13 protein-coding genes are annotated in these 15,870 nt (G+C 50.7%); all 13 read right to left on the reverse strand.

The features are described 5' to 3' along the window. Positions 1–202 precede the first annotated feature (202 nt). The 13 genes from ACE3MQ_RS02700 to ACE3MQ_RS02760 all read right to left on the reverse strand — a co-directional run bounded on the left by ACE3MQ_RS02700 (position 203) and on the right by ACE3MQ_RS02760 (position 15,830). On the reverse strand, positions 203–1,393 hold the full coding sequence (locus tag ACE3MQ_RS02700; protein WP_379390327.1) for a sugar ABC transporter permease: 1,191 nt from the start codon (positions 1,391–1,393) through the stop codon (positions 203–205). 2 nt (positions 1,394–1,395) lie between these two features. Then, positions 1,396–2,907 carry a xylose ABC transporter ATP-binding protein gene (locus tag ACE3MQ_RS02705; RefSeq protein ID WP_379390329.1) on the reverse strand — a complete coding sequence of 504 codons (1,512 nt, stop codon included), beginning with the start codon at positions 2,905–2,907 and terminating at the stop codon, positions 1,396–1,398. 122 nt (positions 2,908–3,029) lie between these two features. Continuing rightward, complete coding sequence (xylF, locus tag ACE3MQ_RS02710; RefSeq protein ID WP_379390331.1) at positions 3,030–4,133, reverse strand: D-xylose ABC transporter substrate-binding protein; 1,104 nt, start codon at positions 4,131–4,133, stop codon at positions 3,030–3,032. 203 nt (positions 4,134–4,336) lie between these two features. Continuing rightward, positions 4,337–5,917 carry a response regulator transcription factor gene (locus ACE3MQ_RS02715; protein WP_379390333.1) on the reverse strand — a complete coding sequence of 527 codons (1,581 nt, stop codon included), beginning with the start codon at positions 5,915–5,917 and terminating at the stop codon, positions 4,337–4,339. A 103-nt stretch (positions 5,918–6,020) separates the two neighbouring features. Continuing rightward, positions 6,021–7,457 carry a sensor histidine kinase gene (locus tag ACE3MQ_RS02720; protein ID WP_379390335.1) on the reverse strand — a complete coding sequence of 479 codons (1,437 nt, stop codon included), beginning with the start codon at positions 7,455–7,457 and terminating at the stop codon, positions 6,021–6,023. Beyond that, a complete protein-coding gene (locus tag ACE3MQ_RS02725; RefSeq protein ID WP_379390337.1) occupies positions 7,454–8,437 on the reverse strand; it encodes a sugar-binding protein in 984 nt (327 codons plus the stop codon). Before ACE3MQ_RS02725 ends, ACE3MQ_RS02720 begins: the two co-directional genes overlap by 4 nt. 534 nt (positions 8,438–8,971) lie before the next feature. Then, a complete protein-coding gene (gene glnA, locus ACE3MQ_RS02730; protein WP_379390339.1) occupies positions 8,972–10,300 on the reverse strand; it encodes a type I glutamate--ammonia ligase in 1,329 nt (442 codons plus the stop codon). Positions 10,301–10,322: 22 nt separating this feature from the next. Beyond that, positions 10,323–10,733 carry a MerR family transcriptional regulator gene (locus tag ACE3MQ_RS02735; protein WP_379390341.1) on the reverse strand — a complete coding sequence of 137 codons (411 nt, stop codon included), beginning with the start codon at positions 10,731–10,733 and terminating at the stop codon, positions 10,323–10,325. An 81-nt stretch (positions 10,734–10,814) separates the two neighbouring features. Further along, positions 10,815–12,068: a methionine gamma-lyase family protein gene (locus ACE3MQ_RS02740; RefSeq protein WP_379390343.1), complete on the reverse strand. Its 1,254-nt coding sequence runs from the start codon at positions 12,066–12,068 to the stop codon at positions 10,815–10,817. A 111-nt stretch (positions 12,069–12,179) separates the two neighbouring features. Beyond that, on the reverse strand, positions 12,180–13,484 hold the full coding sequence (gene hflX / locus ACE3MQ_RS02745; protein WP_379390345.1) for a GTPase HflX: 1,305 nt from the start codon (positions 13,482–13,484) through the stop codon (positions 12,180–12,182). Positions 13,485–13,498: 14 nt separating this feature from the next. Next, the gene (locus ACE3MQ_RS02750) at positions 13,499–14,491 is read right to left on the reverse strand and encodes an AAA family ATPase (protein WP_379390347.1); all 993 of its coding nucleotides are present in this window, start codon (positions 14,489–14,491) and stop codon (positions 13,499–13,501) included. A gap of 81 nt (positions 14,492–14,572) precedes the next feature. Further along, positions 14,573–15,223, reverse strand: coding sequence for a YdcF family protein (locus tag ACE3MQ_RS02755; protein ID WP_379390349.1), 651 nt, complete (start codon positions 15,221–15,223; stop codon positions 14,573–14,575). A gap of 46 nt (positions 15,224–15,269) precedes the next feature. Beyond that, entirely contained in the window at positions 15,270–15,830 is a 561-nt protein-coding gene (locus tag ACE3MQ_RS02760; RefSeq protein ID WP_379390351.1) for a ribonuclease FAU-1 family protein, read from the reverse strand. Positions 15,831–15,870 lie beyond the last annotated feature (40 nt).

The raw sequence follows: 15,870 nt of genomic DNA on the forward strand, positions 1-15,870 counted from the left end.
TTCTGTCGATTAGACAATATTGAATCCTAGGTCCTGAATCATAGTTACCAAGTTAGCTAGCATAACCTACTACATTTAGATTAGGTAAATAGAACTTCGTATCTATTCTCCATCTCGCAAAACAAAAAGACCCCGGATCCCCCTCACTAGGAGAAATCCAAGGTCTTGATCACTCTCCATATTCAATTAACATCTATAAAGCTTACTTCACGCCCTTGCGGCGATTCGAAATGTCCAGCCAGACGGCAAAGACTAGGATAGAACCCTTAACGACATACTGCCAGAATGATTCCAGCCCCATCAGCGACATGCCGTTATCGAGCGAGGTCATGACCAAGGCGCCGATTAGAGCGCCGATAACGGTTCCCGCTCCGCCCATGAGCGAGGTGCCGCCGATGACGCAAGCGGCGATGGCGTCCATCTCCGCCATGGTGCCCGCGGTGATCGTAGCTGATGCCAAGCGGGACGTTAGTACAATAGCGGCAACCGAGCTGAGCAAGCCGCTGAGCAGGAAGATCAGCATCGTCTTCCGATGAATGTTAATCCCCGACAAACGGGCCGCTTCCTTGTTGCCGCCGATCGCGTAAATATGGCGACCAAATGTCGTCTTCGTGGACAAGAAGTAAAAGATGACGGCAAGCCCGATCACAAAAATAATCGGAAAAGGAATTCCCTTATAATTGTTCATAATGAGGACGAATGAGATGACAAGCAATGCGATGACAGCTACTTTAATGATATCCACGCCAAGGGGAGCTACCTCGAAGCCGTATTTTTGCCGGGAACGGCGTTTTCTAATGGCACTCCACACATATAGCCCAATAGCAATAGCTGCTATAATAAGGCCGAAGCCTTTAGCAAAATAAGCATTGCCCAGCATCCCCAGCACCGGATCGGATACCGGAATCGTCATCGATTCGGTAACCCCCATCAGCACGCCTCGGAACACCATCATGCCGCCCAATGTGACGATAAAAGCCGGGATCATTTTATAAGCGACAAGCCATCCCTGCACTAATCCCAGCACAGCTCCGGCTGCCAACGTACCGACAATAACGATCACCGGCGGCAACCCCAGCCAGTTGCTCAGTATGGCGGCAATGCCGCCCGTCAACCCGACAATCGAACCGACCGAAAGGTCGATGTGACCCGCGACAATGACAAGCACCATGCCAATGGCAAGAATCGAGGTCACTGACATTTGCGTGAACAAGTTAGATAAATTCCGCGCGGTCAGAAACGTAGGATCCAGAATGCCGAATAGCACCCAGATGAGAACCAGCGCTCCGACCATCGTATAAGCGCGTACGTCCATTTTACCGAATAGGCTGCCCCAGAGCGACGATTTCGCTGCGGGAGCTTCTTGCTTTTGAAGTTCATTTTGTAGCTGCATAGTTATTTCCCTCCCGTTGCGGCTTGCATAATATTTTCTTGCGTCGCTTCGCGCCAATCGAACTCACGCACGAACTCCCCTTCACTCATGACGAGAATCCGGTCGCTCATGCCCAGCACCTCCGGAAGCTCCGAGGAAATCATAATAATGGCCACGCCTTGCTCGACCAACTGATTCATCAAATGATATATTTCATACTTCGCTCCAACGTCAATCCCCCGGGTCGGTTCATCCATAATCAGAATCTTCGGGTCGGACATCAGCCACTTGCCGATGACGACCTTTTGCTGATTTCCGCCGGAGAGGGTGCCTACGGCCGTCTCGAGCGAAGCTGCTTTCGTCTTCAAATCCTGCACATAACGCATTCCCCATTTAATCTCTTCATTCTCATTAATGACTCCAAGGCGCGACACTTTGCTCATCGTCGCCATCGTCGTGTTCGTCTTCACGTCCATGTTCATCACAAGACCTTGACGTTTGCGATCCTCGCTGACTAAAGCAATGCCTGCCTCAATCGCATCGGCGACCGAGCGAATTCGAACAAGCTTGCCATCGATTAGCACCTCGCCTGTCGAACGCCCTTCATAGGCTCCAAAAAGACTGCTGACCAGTTCGGTGCGCCCTGCACCCATTAACCCGGCGATCCCTAAAATTTCACCCTTGCACAATGTGAAGTTTACATCCTTGATCACTTTCTGATTCCGTTTTTCGGGATGCCATACATTGTAATTCCTAACCTCCAGCACGCTTTCCCCCGGTGTGTGCTCTACCCTTGGATAGCGTTCCGTCAGTTCCCGACCGACCATCAGCGACACGACATGGTCATCATCGGTTTCATAACGATCCAGCGTCGCTACCGTCTTTCCGTCGCGCAGCACCGTAATCGAATCGGCCAGCTCGAACACTTCCGGCATTTTATGCGAAATGTACACGCAGGACACTCCTTCGCTGCGCAGCTGATTCAAAATATTCATTAGAATGGCTACTTCGCTTTCGGTCAATGCCGCTGTAGGTTCATCCAGTATCAATATTTGCGTATGCTTGGACAGTGCTTTGGCGATCTCCACGAGCTGCTGCTGGCCAATGCCAAGACTGCCGATTTTCGTGTGAGGCGAAATACGCAATCCGACCCTTTTCAGCCAAAGGGCGGCGTTATGATAGAGCTCATCCCATCGAATCACTCCGTGCTTTTGCGGCTCCGCACCAAGAAAAATGTTCTCGCCAACCGTCATATCCTTTACGAGCGCCAGCTCCTGATGGATGATTGTAATTCCAGCCTTCTCCGCATCCGTAATATTATGAAATTCCTTCTTCTCACCGCCGATGACAAGATCGCCGCTGTAGGTTCCCGCCGGATACAAGCCGCTCAACACCTTCATCAGCGTCGATTTGCCGGCACCGTTCTCCCCGCACAAAGCATGAATCTCACCTTTTCGCACCTTGAAGTTCACCTGATCCAACGCCTTGACGCCCGGAAATTCCTTGCTGATATTGACCATTTCTAACACGTACATAGGCTTCTATCTCCTTCTAACGCCAGTCATCGGCAAGCGACGGGGACAGCCGCTGCTGCTAGCAGCAGCGCCACCATGCCAGCATTTACTGCCCCGCGCCTTCCTTGCCAGATGCACCTAGCTTATTGCTGCGGCCATTGATCTTTTGGAACGTTCTTGTAGACATCCTCCAGCTTATGGAACCCATCCTCGATCAAAATGGAGAGCTCATCCTTGCTGACCGGAATCGGATCAAGCAGTACGGATGGAACGTCGAATTTGCCATTATATACGGAGGTATCCGTAGCAATGTCTTCGCCTTTCGCCGCAGCTACGGCCATTTCAGCCGCCTTCGTAGCGATCGATTTAATCGGCTTATACACGGTCATCTGCTGCGTGCCTTCCGCGATCCGTTGGACAGCAGCCAAATCCGCATCCTGACCGGATACCGGAATCTTGCCGGCCATCCCTTGTGCCGTCAACGCTTGAATCGCTCCGCCTGCCGTACCGTCATTCGCCGCGACAACGCCTTGCACATCGTTCTTCACGGACGTCAGCGCATTTTCCATGTTCTTCAAAGCCTCTTCCGGCTTCCAGTCTTTAGAGAATTGGTCATATACGATTTTGATGTCGCCTTTCTCTTCCAGCGGCTTCAATATGTTCATCGCGCCAGTTTTGAACATATGCGCGTTGTTGTCCGTATCCGCTCCGCCGATGTAAACGATATTTCCTTTCGGCGCTTGGTCGATAACCGCCTGAGCCTGAAGCTCACCCACGCGGACGTTGTCAAAGGAAATGTAATAGTCTACCTCTGCGTTGTTGATCAGCCGGTCGTACGCAATGACCTTAATGCCTTCCTTATGCGCCTTCTCCACAATCGGAGCGGTTGCTTCCGCATTGTGCGCGATGACGACGAGCACGTCGACTCCTTGGGAAATCAACTGCTCCGCCTGGCTGAGCTGCGTTGCGTCGTCCCCGTTCGCCGCCAGCACCTTCACATCACCGCCGAGCTCTTTGACTTTGGCCGAGAAAATATCCCGATCCTTCTGCCAGCGCTCCTCCTTTAACGTATCCATGGACAACCCGATGACGATTTTGCCATCATCCTTGCCTGCAGCCGTATTTCCTGCCCCCGCGTTATTCTTCGTATTGGCGCTGCCATCCGAGACAACGCCGCATCCAACCAGAGAGGATGCCAACAAAATTGCCGCTAAGCTCAATCGTAAAATATGCCCGTATTTTTTCACTCTTCCTTCGCCCCTTTTCACTGAATAAATATTTGATTGCGCTTACATTAAAATCTTAGCATCCGATCAATAACAGCGGGCGGGCGATTACCTGCACTTCTTTGCTCTCTACCTTCAATGGGTTGCGGCCTGATGTAATGAAATTCACCGTTAGCGTTTTCACAGCACTTTATTGCTCTAAATAACAAAAAAGTCCTTGTTGGTTAACAAGGACTTGGCTTCTCGATTTGCTGACGATATTCACTGGGCGTAATGCCCATCGTCCTCTTAAAGACGCGGCTGAAATAATTCGGATCGTTATATCCGACCTCAAAACAAATCTCTTTCAAGCTGAGGTGCTGCTCCCCAATCAGCCTCTTCGCCTCATCAATGCGGAGCCGGGTCACGTAATCAATGAAGTTCTCCCCCGTATGCAGCTTGAACAATTTACTGAAATAATAAGGGCTGAGATTCACGTACTCTGCACTCTGCTCCATCGAAATATCCTCTTTGTAGTTATTACCTATGTAGAGCAACGCCCGCTGCAGCACATGAGAACGGCTGCGCTCTTTTTCTTCCTTCAATCCGTCAATGAACTTATCCAGCCACATTTGCGCCCCTTGCCGCAGCGCTTCCCGTTCCCCAAACGCACTGAGCGAGGCGATCAGCTCCGCACCTTCCCCTGACTGTACCCCCCGGCTTAAGTACAGCAGCAATCCAATGACCTCTCCCCGCAGCCGTGGAAAAGAATGAAGCTCGCTATGCACCAGCCGTTCCCAGAATAGGGAAAAGCGTTCCGACACCTCCAGCTTATCCTGCCGCAAAAGCGCATCCAGCAGCTTCTTCTCTTCATCCAGTGAAATAATCGCCTGCCCCGAGCTCTGAGTAATATCATCATAATGCCGGACACTGACGATATCATGATCATCCGCGCATACGCGAACGGCTTCCCGGTATGACCGGCTCATTCCCTCCCAGCCTTCCCGAATCGAACCGATCCCGACAGAGGGCGCCAGGTCAAAGCGTTCCTCCACCAAAACTTTGATGCGCCCGCCCCAATCCAGAGAGCTAATGCGCTGGTAGTATCCTGGCTGTCCAGGCGGAAATGGAATGAACAACGCCATCTGATGGCCGACCATAGGACTGACGAGACAGGATAAATTCGCCTTCGCGAACTGCTTGACGGCCTCGTAGACATCTTTTTTGACAAGCTGAAATCCTTCCCACTCTTTAGCTGCATGCCGGGCAAATGACAACACTATCGAATATCCCTTCTGCCATTCCAATTGCAGCAGCTTGGCAAGCTGCGACACCTCTACCTCCTGTACGCATTCCAGCATCAGCATGAGGGACAGCTCACTCTCCGCCAGCGGCATGAGCTGTGACAGCTTCTCCTGCATGTCCAATCGCTCGTTCCTCTCCCGCCGTGCTTCCTCCGTCTCATTAATCAATGTCTTGAGCACGTCCAGAACCTCTTCCCGCTTGGCCGGCTTGAGCAAATAATCGCGAACCCCTAATGCCAAACTTTCCTTGGCGTAGGTGAAATAATCATGAGCCGTGATCATCACGATTCTAGTCATCGGGTATTTCGCCAAAATCTCACGCACCGCCTCCAGCCCTTGAATGCCCGGCATCTTGATATCCATGAAAATAAAATCCGGCCTCGCTTCCTCGGCAAGCTGAATCGCCCGTCTCCCGTTCTCCGCATGGAGAAACGTAAAGGTATCCGGCATCATATGCTGAATCATAAGCTCCAGCCCTTCGCGCTCAAGGGCTTCATCGTCTGCTATAAGTAAAGTGTACATGCCGCATTCCTCCATTTTAATCCCATTTATTTCTGTCATACTATCCGGCTAAGCACCAGCGTGTTAAGCTGCGCCGCCTCATTACTGAACAGATCATCCCCCATTATGCCGCCGTCCGAAACGGCAAGGAGAACACGACAGCGGTTCCCGCTCCCTCCGTACTGTCAATTTCGATTCGCTCTTGGCCGTCAAAAAACAGATGCAGCCTTTTAAACACATTATGCGTACCAAGTCCGGTAGATTGCCCTTTTCTCCTGCCATAACGCGGCGATTCCTCACGGATCGATTGGAGCAGCATGTTCGCCGTCTCTTCACTCATCCCCACGCCGTTGTCTCGTATCTCGATCTCCACGCCGGTTTCCGTGCAGCTAATCCTCAGCTTGAGCATAGCACCGGCCTCCATCTGCTCGATCCCGTGAACAAACGCATTCTCCAAAATCGGCTGCAAGGTCAGGCAGGGAATCATGCAATCCAGCGCCCGTTCATCAATGTCCATCACGAATTCGATCCGATCGCGAAATCTTGCCTTTTGGATACGGATATATTCGGTCACATGCTCTACCTCTTCCCGCAGCGGCACTGCCTGGTCAAGCTTCTGCAAATTGTACCGGAGCAGGCGCGAGACGGATACGGCAAGATCACTCGTTCTCGTAGCCCCTTCGATATAAGCGAGCTTAGAGATCGAGTTTAACGTATTGAACAAAAAATGCGGATTAATCTGGCTCTGCAGCGTCTTTAGCTCCAACTCCTTCACGAGGCGATCCTTCTCCAAGCTGTCCATATTTTCCGCCATCAACCGCTGAATGTTATCGATCATCCCGTTAAAAACCCGGCACAGAATGCTGATTTCATCGTTGCTATCACTCTCCGGCGCCTTTGTATCCATCCGGCCCTTCGAAATTTGCTTGGCGGTAGTCACAAGACGGCGAATCGGCCCCGTAATACTCTTCGAGAGCCAAATCGCCAGTAGAATGCTGAGCGCCGCCACTGTAATAACGAGCAAAATACCGAGCGTATTCAATCGCTCCGACGTAAACATCATCTCCTGATAAATCGGCTTATACTGCTCAAGTTCAAGATCAACCAGCGCCTGAGCTTCTTCACGAATGAAACGCTCCGTTTTCTCCGCTTCGATGTACTCCCCGGCCATCATACCCCAATCATGAGCATCCGTTTTCGCGATCATCCCCTCAGCCTGCTCGATAAACGTATCAACGATATTGCGGTAATTGACGAGCGGCAGATCGCTAGGCCCAATCGTGGCCAAACTATCCAGCTCCGTTCGCAGCTCCTTTACGGCATTGAAATGCTTGATCACCTCAGGCATGCTCTCTGCATCCATTTGCATAATATAGCGGTTCATCGACCGCATGTTCTCGCCGACCTCATAGGAAACCTCTTTATACAATAAAATGCGGTTCATCATCAGATGATAGCTTTCCTGCACCGTTTTGCCGCTCTCGAACAGGAAGAAAGAAACCGAGCTCATCAGCAGCACAAGCAAAGGAATAAAAATAAACAGCTTTTTGCGTATGGTCACAGGCTCTCCCCCTCCTCCACATTGCTGCTATCCAGCACCTTGACCTCCGTGTAATATTCGGATTGAAGAGGTTGACCTTGAAAATGATCATACAGCAGCTTAACGGCCATTCCTCCAATTAAATAAGGTTGCTGCGCGATCGTAGCCTCAATTTCACCATTGCGGATGGCAGCCAGCGTCTCTTTCTGGGTATCGAAACCGATAATAGTCAATGTATCGCGTTTGAGGCTCTTTGCAGCCTGCAGCATCCCCAAAGCATCCGTTGCGCTTGTGCCTATCAATATATCGATTTCTGGATGCTCCCGCAGCATACTCGCCGCCTGCTGAATCGCCTCCATATGCGAAATGTTGGAGCTTCGCACATCGACAATTTCTAGTCCGCTGTGCTGTTCCACCACCTGCCTGAGCCCGTCCAAGCGCTGCAGCTGGTTTGCGGACTGATCACTGCCAATAATTACACCGATTTTTCCTGATCCGCCTGTCGTTTCAACAACAAGCTCCCCTAATCTTTCCCCTGCCGCCATATTATCTGTACCCACGTAAGCCAGTCGCTGACTGCTCGGAGCATCTGTATCAATCGTAATCACCGGGATACCACGCTTGACCGCTTTATCAATCACCGGAGTAAAGTTTTCCTCGTTTAGTCCTTGCACGATAATTCCGTCCACCCGGGCAGCGATCGCCTTCTCCAATAAATTGAGCTGTTCATTGACGTTATTGCGAACTGCCCCAGCGAACTCAATATCGATGCCATACTCCTGGGCTGCTTGGTCAGCCCCCTTCTCCACCATTTCCCAATAAGGGTTGTACCGCTCCTGCTCGATCAATACAAAGTGATAGCGTTGCGTTCCATTCCCCCGATGTCCCTGAAGCTCCTTGACGATACTGCTCATTTTACTAGAATGATGTGCAAACCCAATAAACAAATATGTAAGTATACCAAGCAAGACCGCCACGGCAGCCATCCATTTTTTGTCCATCTCCATTCACCTCAATGACTATCCTACCCGCAAGTGAAAGCGCTGGCAACGGGAATCATTGCAGCAGCATCATAAATATCGCATAAACGTAAAAAGACAAGCCCGGAAGCTTGTCACGCTCATTCGAGATCATACTTAACGTTACAAAAAGTACCTTATTTTGGAATTATAATATACTCAAGATACCTTCCGCTTATAGTGTTTCCTTATGGCACAAAGTTAGCACTGTCCAATCAAAGTGATCCTCCGAATCATAAAGTGTAACTGAAAAGGAGGTGATAGTTATGTCTTCAAGAAAAAAAGTATGCGTCATAAAACTTCGCCCCGGTCAGAAAGTAGTCGTTAAATGTAAGCATAAAAAACGTCGGCATCGTCGGCATCATTGGTAAGAATGTTAGGAAAAGGCGCTCATTGAGCGTCTTTTAATTCTTATTTTATAAAACTGTGTATCAGGAGTTTCGTAATTACTGTATTCCGTGTATTTTATAAAAAAATCCCCTGACGCTCATAGCGCCAGAGGATTCCTCGATCAAATTAATAAAGTGTCATGTAATGATCTCGTTCCCACTCATGAACCTGGGTGCGGTACATATCCCACTCGATTTCTTTGAGTTCATACAAATGAGTGCGTGCGTGCTCGCCAAGCGCATCAGAAATAACTTCGCTCTTGACCATCTCGTTCAGTGCTTCTTTCAGATCGGACGGCAGGCTTGGTATGCCTTCCTCGATCAGTTCTTCCTCGGACATCACATAGATGTTGCGATCAACTGGGGCAACAAGCTCCAGCTCGTTCTTGATGCCGTCCAGACCGGCTCTAAGCATTACAGCGAGCGCCAAATATGGGTTAGCTGCCGGATCCGGGTTGCGAACCTCTACGCGAGTACTCAGTCCGCGCGAGGCCGGAATACGAATCATCGGGCTGCGATTGCTGGAGGACCAAGCCACGTAGCAAGGCGCCTCATATCCTGGAACGAGACGTTTATAGGAGTTCACTGTCGGATTGGTTACTGCTGCAAACGCACGGGCATGCTTGAGAATACCAGCCATATAGTGGCGAGCATCTTTACTAAGGCCGAGAGTGTCACTTTCATCATAAAAAGCATTGACTTTCCCTTTGAACAAGGATTGGTGGCAGTGCATACCGGAGCCGCTCACGCCATATAACGGTTTAGGCATAAAGGTCGCATGCAAGCCATGCTGGCGGGCAATCGTCTTGACGACGAGCTTGAACGTTTGGATTTGGTCGGCCGCCTTGATGGCATCTGCATATTTGAAGTCAATCTCATGTTGACCTGGAGCTACTTCGTGGTGGGATGCTTCAATTTCGAAGCCCATTTCTTCGAGGGTGAGGACGATTTCACGACGGCAGTTCTCCCCAAGATCCGTCGGAGCAAGGTCAAAATAACCGCCTTGGTCATTCAGCTCCATCGTCGGGTTGCCTTTTTCATCGGTTTTAAACAGGAAAAATTCAGGTTCTGGCCCTACATTCATAGCGGTATATCCCATTTCTTCCGCTTCTTTAAGCGCACGCTTCAGAATGTTGCGCGGGTCTCCAGAGAATGGTGTGCCATCCGTCATGTAAACATCACAGATCAACCGAGCCACACGATCCTCAGCAACCCATGGGAAGATTACCCAAGTGTCCAGATCCGGGTACAGATACATATCGGATTCTTCGATACGAACATATCCTTCAATGGAGGATCCGTCGAACATCATTTTGTTATCAAGCGCTTTTTCCAATTGGCTGACAGGAATTTCTACGTTCTTGATCGTTCCGAGCAAATCAGTAAATTGCAAACGGATAAATCGCACGTTTTCTTCTTTGGCAATGCGTAAAATGTCTTCTTTGGAATAACTCAAGCTCTCTCTCTCCTATCGATTTCTAGATTTTGAAAAAGCGGGATAACTCCCCTTGGATCAGTGATACCTGACCCCGTCTGTTCCCAGTTACCAGCTCCTGCTTCAGCCGGCGATAAAGCTCTGAATCCGTCAGTTCCTTGCGTTTCTCTTCGGTATCTTCCGTTATTTCCGTCGTATCCTGAGACTCTTTAACCACGGGCGCCAGCACCTGCTTGATTCCTGCCATGTTGACGCCTCTATCAATCAGTTTCTTAATCTCAAGCAATCGCTCAACATCGTTATACGAAAATAGACGCTGGTTACCTGTTGTCCGGGCCGGCATAATCAATTGATGCTGCTCATAATACCGAATCTGCCGAGCCGTTAAATCGGTAAGCTTCATAACGATACCGATCGGAAACAAAGCCATGTTTCTGCGAATTTCCTCACTCACCGCTCTCAACCTTCCGCATATATTTCACGAAAATATTCTATGTCAACTAACCTGACATGTCAACAACCATGTAAGGTATTCTTACAATAAATTTCTATCCTTCATCGTCTGCAAGGCGGTTAATAGACCGAACTTTACGTGAGAGTAGGTTAATCCGCCCTGCATATAGGCGATGTAGGGCTCGCGGACAGGCGCGTCTGCCGACAATTCCAGGCTGCCTCCCTGAATAAAGGTACCCGCCGCCATAATGACCGGATGCTCGTAGCCCGGCATGTCCCAGGCTTCCGGCACGACATAGCCGTCCACGGCTGCAGCGCGCTGAATCCCTTGTACAAAAGCGATCAGCTGCTCAGGGCCGCTAAATGCAATCGCTTGGATCAAATCGGTACGATCCGCATTCCAGCGCGGGCGGCTTTCGAATCCGGCCCGTTCAAAGACAGCGGCTGCAAGAATACTTCCTTTAACCGCTTGTCCCACCGTTGTCGGCGCAAGGAATAATCCCTGGTAGATGCCTCTCGTCGTTCCTAGCATCGCTCCGACTTCCCCGCCAATGCCCGGCGCAGTCAAACGATAGGAAGCAAGCTCTACTAATTCGGCACGGCCGCAAATGTATCCGCCCGTCTCTGCGAGTCCGCCGCCCGGATTTTTGATTAATGATCCCGCCATCAGATCAACTCCGACCTGTGTCGGCTCCTGCTCCTCGGCGAATTCGCCGTAGCAATTGTCCACGAAGACGATGCAGTCAGGCTTCATTTCCTTTACCTTGCGAACCATTTCACCGATCTGAGCTACCGTAAAGGAATCGCGCCAATCGTAGCCACGCGATCTTTGAATCCCGATCACCTTCGTCCGCTCATTCATCTTTGCTCTTACGCTCTCCCAATCGATCTCTCCGCTCTCTAGCAGCGCAACCTCGTTATAGCGAATGCCAAAATCCTGCAGCGAGCCCGTGCCATCGCCGGGTTCACCGATGACTTTGTGAAGCGTGTCGTACGGAGTGCCTGATATGTACAGCAGCTCGTCTCCCGGGCGAAGCACGCCGAAAAGCGCCGTGGCAATCGTATGCGTGCCGGACGCAAAATGCGGACGCACCAGTGCCGCCTCGGCGCCGAACACATCGGCATACACAAGATCAAGCACTTCACGTCCGCGATCATTATAGCCATATCCGGTAGAGCCTGCAAAATGATAATCACTTACCTGATGCCGTTGGAAGGCTTCAATCACCTTCCATTGATTCCGATCGACAATACGATCAATGACGCGGAATTGCTCAGCGACCTGTTGTTCCGCTGCTTCTAGCCATGCTACGATTTCTTCTGCAAAAACTGCCATAATGTTAAAACTCTCCTCTGCCCATGCTTTCAAATTCTAATCCCTGTTAAATTTCATATGCTGTCCATTTATAAGCTCCGTCAGCAATATTCACCGATTAGCTTGCTCGCTCTACTCGCTGCTCTTTCCAGAATCCGTTCTGAAAGGGACAAGCTCGGAGCCGTACTTCTCGTAATCCTTCTGATGAAGGATCACACGGTAAATAATGACGTCCTCTTCAACGCTCCGTTCTATCACATTACCCACCCGGTAGAGCATTGAAGCTAAATCTCCGCGCAAGGCGGGAATACGGAAGGTGTACGTTCCCCCGGCCAAATGCTGCTGTACGGCCTCCCGAATGCGCAGCAAATCGCCTTCATCGAAGGCGCTCACCTTCAAATAACCCCTTCCGGCGGGAAGCATTTCAAGCCGCTCCGGAGTACACATGTCCTTTTTGTTGAACAGCATGATTTGCGGCGTGCTTCCTGCCCCGAGCTGTTCCAGGATCCGTTCGACAACCTCTATCTGATCCTCCCGCATCGGCGACGAAGCATCAACGACATGCAGAATCAGGTCGGCCTCGTTCGCCTCCTCCAGCGTGGCACGGAAGGCCGCTACTAAATCATGCGGCAAATTCTGAATAAAGCCAACGGTATCGGTCACAATCACCTCTTTGCCGCTAGGCAGCTCCAGCGCCCGGGTGGTCGGATCAAGCGTGGCAAACAGCTGATTCTCGATATATACGTCTGCCGAAGTCAGCGCCTTCAACAGCGTCGATTTGCCCGCATTCGTATAGCCGACGAGCGCCAAATGAACGACGCCCGTCTCCTTGCGTCGTTCCCGGTGCAGCTTGCGATGGCGGGTCACTTCCTCGAGCTGCCGCTTCAGTTCCCCGATCCGCCGCCGGATATGCCGGCGATCCGTCTCCAGCTTGCTCTCGCCCGGCCCGCGAGTACCGATTCCGCCGCCAAGCCTGGACAAATTTTTACCGTGACCGGACAAGCGCGGCAGCAAATAGGTAAGCTGAGCGAGCTCCACCTGAATGATCCCTTCGCGCGTCTTCGCACGCTGAGCGAAAATATCCAGAATCAGCTGCGTACGGTCGATGATTTTCACATCCAAAATATCCTCAAGATTCCGCACCTGAGCCCCGGACAGCTCCTGATCGAAGATGACGGTGTTCACGTCGTAATCCTGTATCGCCTCATGCAGCTCATCAACCTTCCCCTTGCCGATAAACCATTTCGAATCGGGCTTATCCCGATTTTGAACAAGCGTGTCCACCACCTCGACGCCTGCCGTCAAGGCGAGCTGTACCAGTTCATCCATAGAATAGGCGGGATCGATCCCGCCTCTCTTCACTTCCAATGTAGTTAAGCTGACCAGAATCGCCCGGTCAGGCATATCCGTCTTCGTCTCATACAGCGAATTTGACATCCATTTTACGCTCCTTATAGGCGCCGTTCTTCCTTCAGATCCAGCTTCAAATCCTCCTGCCGAATCGTCATCAATTCGAGCTTGCCGGGTGATCCGCCGCTGTATTGCGTCAGCAAACGAACGGCTTGACTGCGAATAGAACGTTCAATGACGTTTCGGACATATCTGGCGTTACTAAAGGCATGCTCGCCCTCGCACTTTTCCCGCAGCAGGTGCTGCTTTAACTTGAGTATCGCCTGCGGCATCAGAATATAATCCCGTTCCTTGGCCATACCCTCCGATATTTGAATCAACTGATCGACGGTATAGTCCGGAAAATCAATCACGATCGGAAAACGCGAGGGCATGCCCGGATTGCATTGCAGAAAAAAGTCCATCTCGTCGGAATAGCCGGCCAGAATAAGGATAAACTGATTTTTCTGATCCTCCATCGATTTTACGAGCGTGTCGATGGCTTCCTTGCCGAAATCCTTCTCTCCACCGCGTGCAAGGCTGTAGGCTTCGTCGATGAACAGGATGCCGCCCAGCGCTTTTTTTACCAAATCTCTCGTCTTCTGGGCCGTATGGCCAATATATTCTCCAACTAGATCGGCACGCTCGACCTCGATTAAGTGCCCTTTACTAAGCCCGCCGAGCCGCTGGAACATCTTCGCAACAATTCTGGCCACCGTCGTCTTGCCTGTTCCCGGATTTCCTTTGAACACCATATGGTAGACCTGGGGATTCGACAACAATCCCGCTTCAGAACGCATATCCGTAATTTGCAGCAGCGCATATATTTCATACATTAAGTCTTTAATATGATGAAGGCCAATAAGTTGATCTAATTCCTTCTGTATTTCCGCGAATACGCCTTGCTGAGGGATCGCTTTCGCCGTTGACTGTGAATCCGCATCAGGAAGGCTCTGCGTTACGACGGGGGGCTCGGGATTTCGGAGAATTACATTGATTTGCCTGGAAGGCCGCTCTTCGGAAGATCCGCTTCTGGCCATAACATGCCCTGGCATCGTAGAATCACCTCTTCGTATAAGGGGTAGGATCACTCTCTTCTTTCAGTGTATTCTCTCTTCCGAGCCTATATTAGAAGACTATAAATCCAGCCCAAGTGCGAGACCGACTTGATCCAGCTTCCATTTCGTATACGCCAGCACTTCCCGCAGCGTATTCGGAATGGGCTTAAGTACCTTTGATTTCGTCAGAGATAGCTTTGGATGCTGATAATCCAGGGCATTGGCGATTTCGAGAGCCCGATTCCCGTGATAGGTATGGGTCATAATGAGCGCAGAGTCAAACCCATGCTCCTTCATTATTTCTTGACTGAATTTTAGGTTCTCATACGTGCTGGTCGCCTTGTTCTCTAGCAGCATGGCCTCCCGCGGCACGCCATGCTCCTCCAAATAGTTGGCCATGCCTTCAGCCTCAGTATATTTATAGCCCTCCTGATCCAGGCCGCCGGTCAACAGGAACAACTTGAACTTACCGGCCTGATACTGCTCCAGACTGTGGCGCAGCCGCTCTTCCAGTCCGGGACTAGGTCGATCCCCCCACATGGCCGCCCCGAGGACGATGCCCACATCCGCTGTGGGCATATCCTGAATAGACACGGCAGGGCTCCGCTCGACACTGCCGATTTGCGCCAGCACATACAGGAACCAGCCCATGCCAAGCAAGGCCAGCACCAGACCCCAGCGCAGCAACCGAATGTACAGTGGACGCGATTTGCGTCTATCCTGCTTCATGCTAAAATATGAGCTCCTTCTTGATCTCTTGCCAAACTGAATCATGTCAACCTCCCGGCCGGAACGGCTCAGAATCCAAAAAGCCGCTGCGGAAATGCTCCAGGGACATGTGGAAATACGGAAATTGTTGCTGGTTGATCGCTTGGAGAACTTCCCTTGCCGTCTCCATCGCCATGTCGTAATCCTTCACCGTAATATGGCCTTTGGTTAGCGCTTCATCCAGTTCATCCTCATCCATCAAGAACACTTCCCCGTTTTTGAGCACAACGATGTCTAAATACAAATCATCGAACCAGGGCACGCCTTGATCGGTAATGCCTTGATTTTTGCACACATCGATATACCACTCCACAATATCGCCCTTGTCATCAAACATCGCCGTGACGACATAGTGCCTTCCCTTCGGATAATATTGGAGCCAGGTATAGCCTTTGTCCGCGATACGAAAAGTGTGGCCACCGTAAGTTTTCCACAAAGGATCTCGCAGCGCAAAAATAGTGTACAACGTAACATAACCTGTAAACCTGTCGCTTTCCACATACTTGGATTTAAATTGACGCTGAGTGATGCGTCGCCAGTTCGCTCGGTCTCCAAATTTTCGCTTCATGGTATAAACCCTTTCAACACAATGTAATTTCAGCTTACCA

Origin of the sequence: Paenibacillus lentus, from assembly GCF_042714055.1 — a bacterium.
Lineage (GTDB): Bacteria > Bacillota > Bacilli > Paenibacillales > Paenibacillaceae > Fontibacillus > Fontibacillus lentus_A.

Coding starts and splice junctions, on each gene's coding strand:
- ACE3MQ_RS02755 (WP_379390349.1), bottom strand. CDS start 15,223: ATGAAGCAGGATAGACGCAAATCGCGTCCACTGTACATTCGGTTGCTG.
- ACE3MQ_RS02760 (WP_379390351.1), bottom strand. CDS start 15,830: ATGAAGCGAAAATTTGGAGACCGAGCGAACTGGCGACGCATCACTCAG.
- ACE3MQ_RS02750 (WP_379390347.1), bottom strand. CDS start 14,491: ATGCCAGGGCATGTTATGGCCAGAAGCGGATCTTCCGAAGAGCGGCCT.
- hflX (WP_379390345.1), bottom strand. CDS start 13,484: ATGTCAAATTCGCTGTATGAGACGAAGACGGATATGCCTGACCGGGCG.
- ACE3MQ_RS02700 (WP_379390327.1), bottom strand. CDS start 1,393: ATGCAGCTACAAAATGAACTTCAAAAGCAAGAAGCTCCCGCAGCGAAA.
- ACE3MQ_RS02705 (WP_379390329.1), bottom strand. CDS start 2,907: ATGTACGTGTTAGAAATGGTCAATATCAGCAAGGAATTTCCGGGCGTC.
- ACE3MQ_RS02740 (WP_379390343.1), bottom strand. CDS start 12,068: ATGGCAGTTTTTGCAGAAGAAATCGTAGCATGGCTAGAAGCAGCGGAA.
- ACE3MQ_RS02715 (WP_379390333.1), bottom strand. CDS start 5,917: ATGTACACTTTACTTATAGCAGACGATGAAGCCCTTGAGCGCGAAGGG.
- ACE3MQ_RS02725 (WP_379390337.1), bottom strand. CDS start 8,437: ATGGACAAAAAATGGATGGCTGCCGTGGCGGTCTTGCTTGGTATACTT.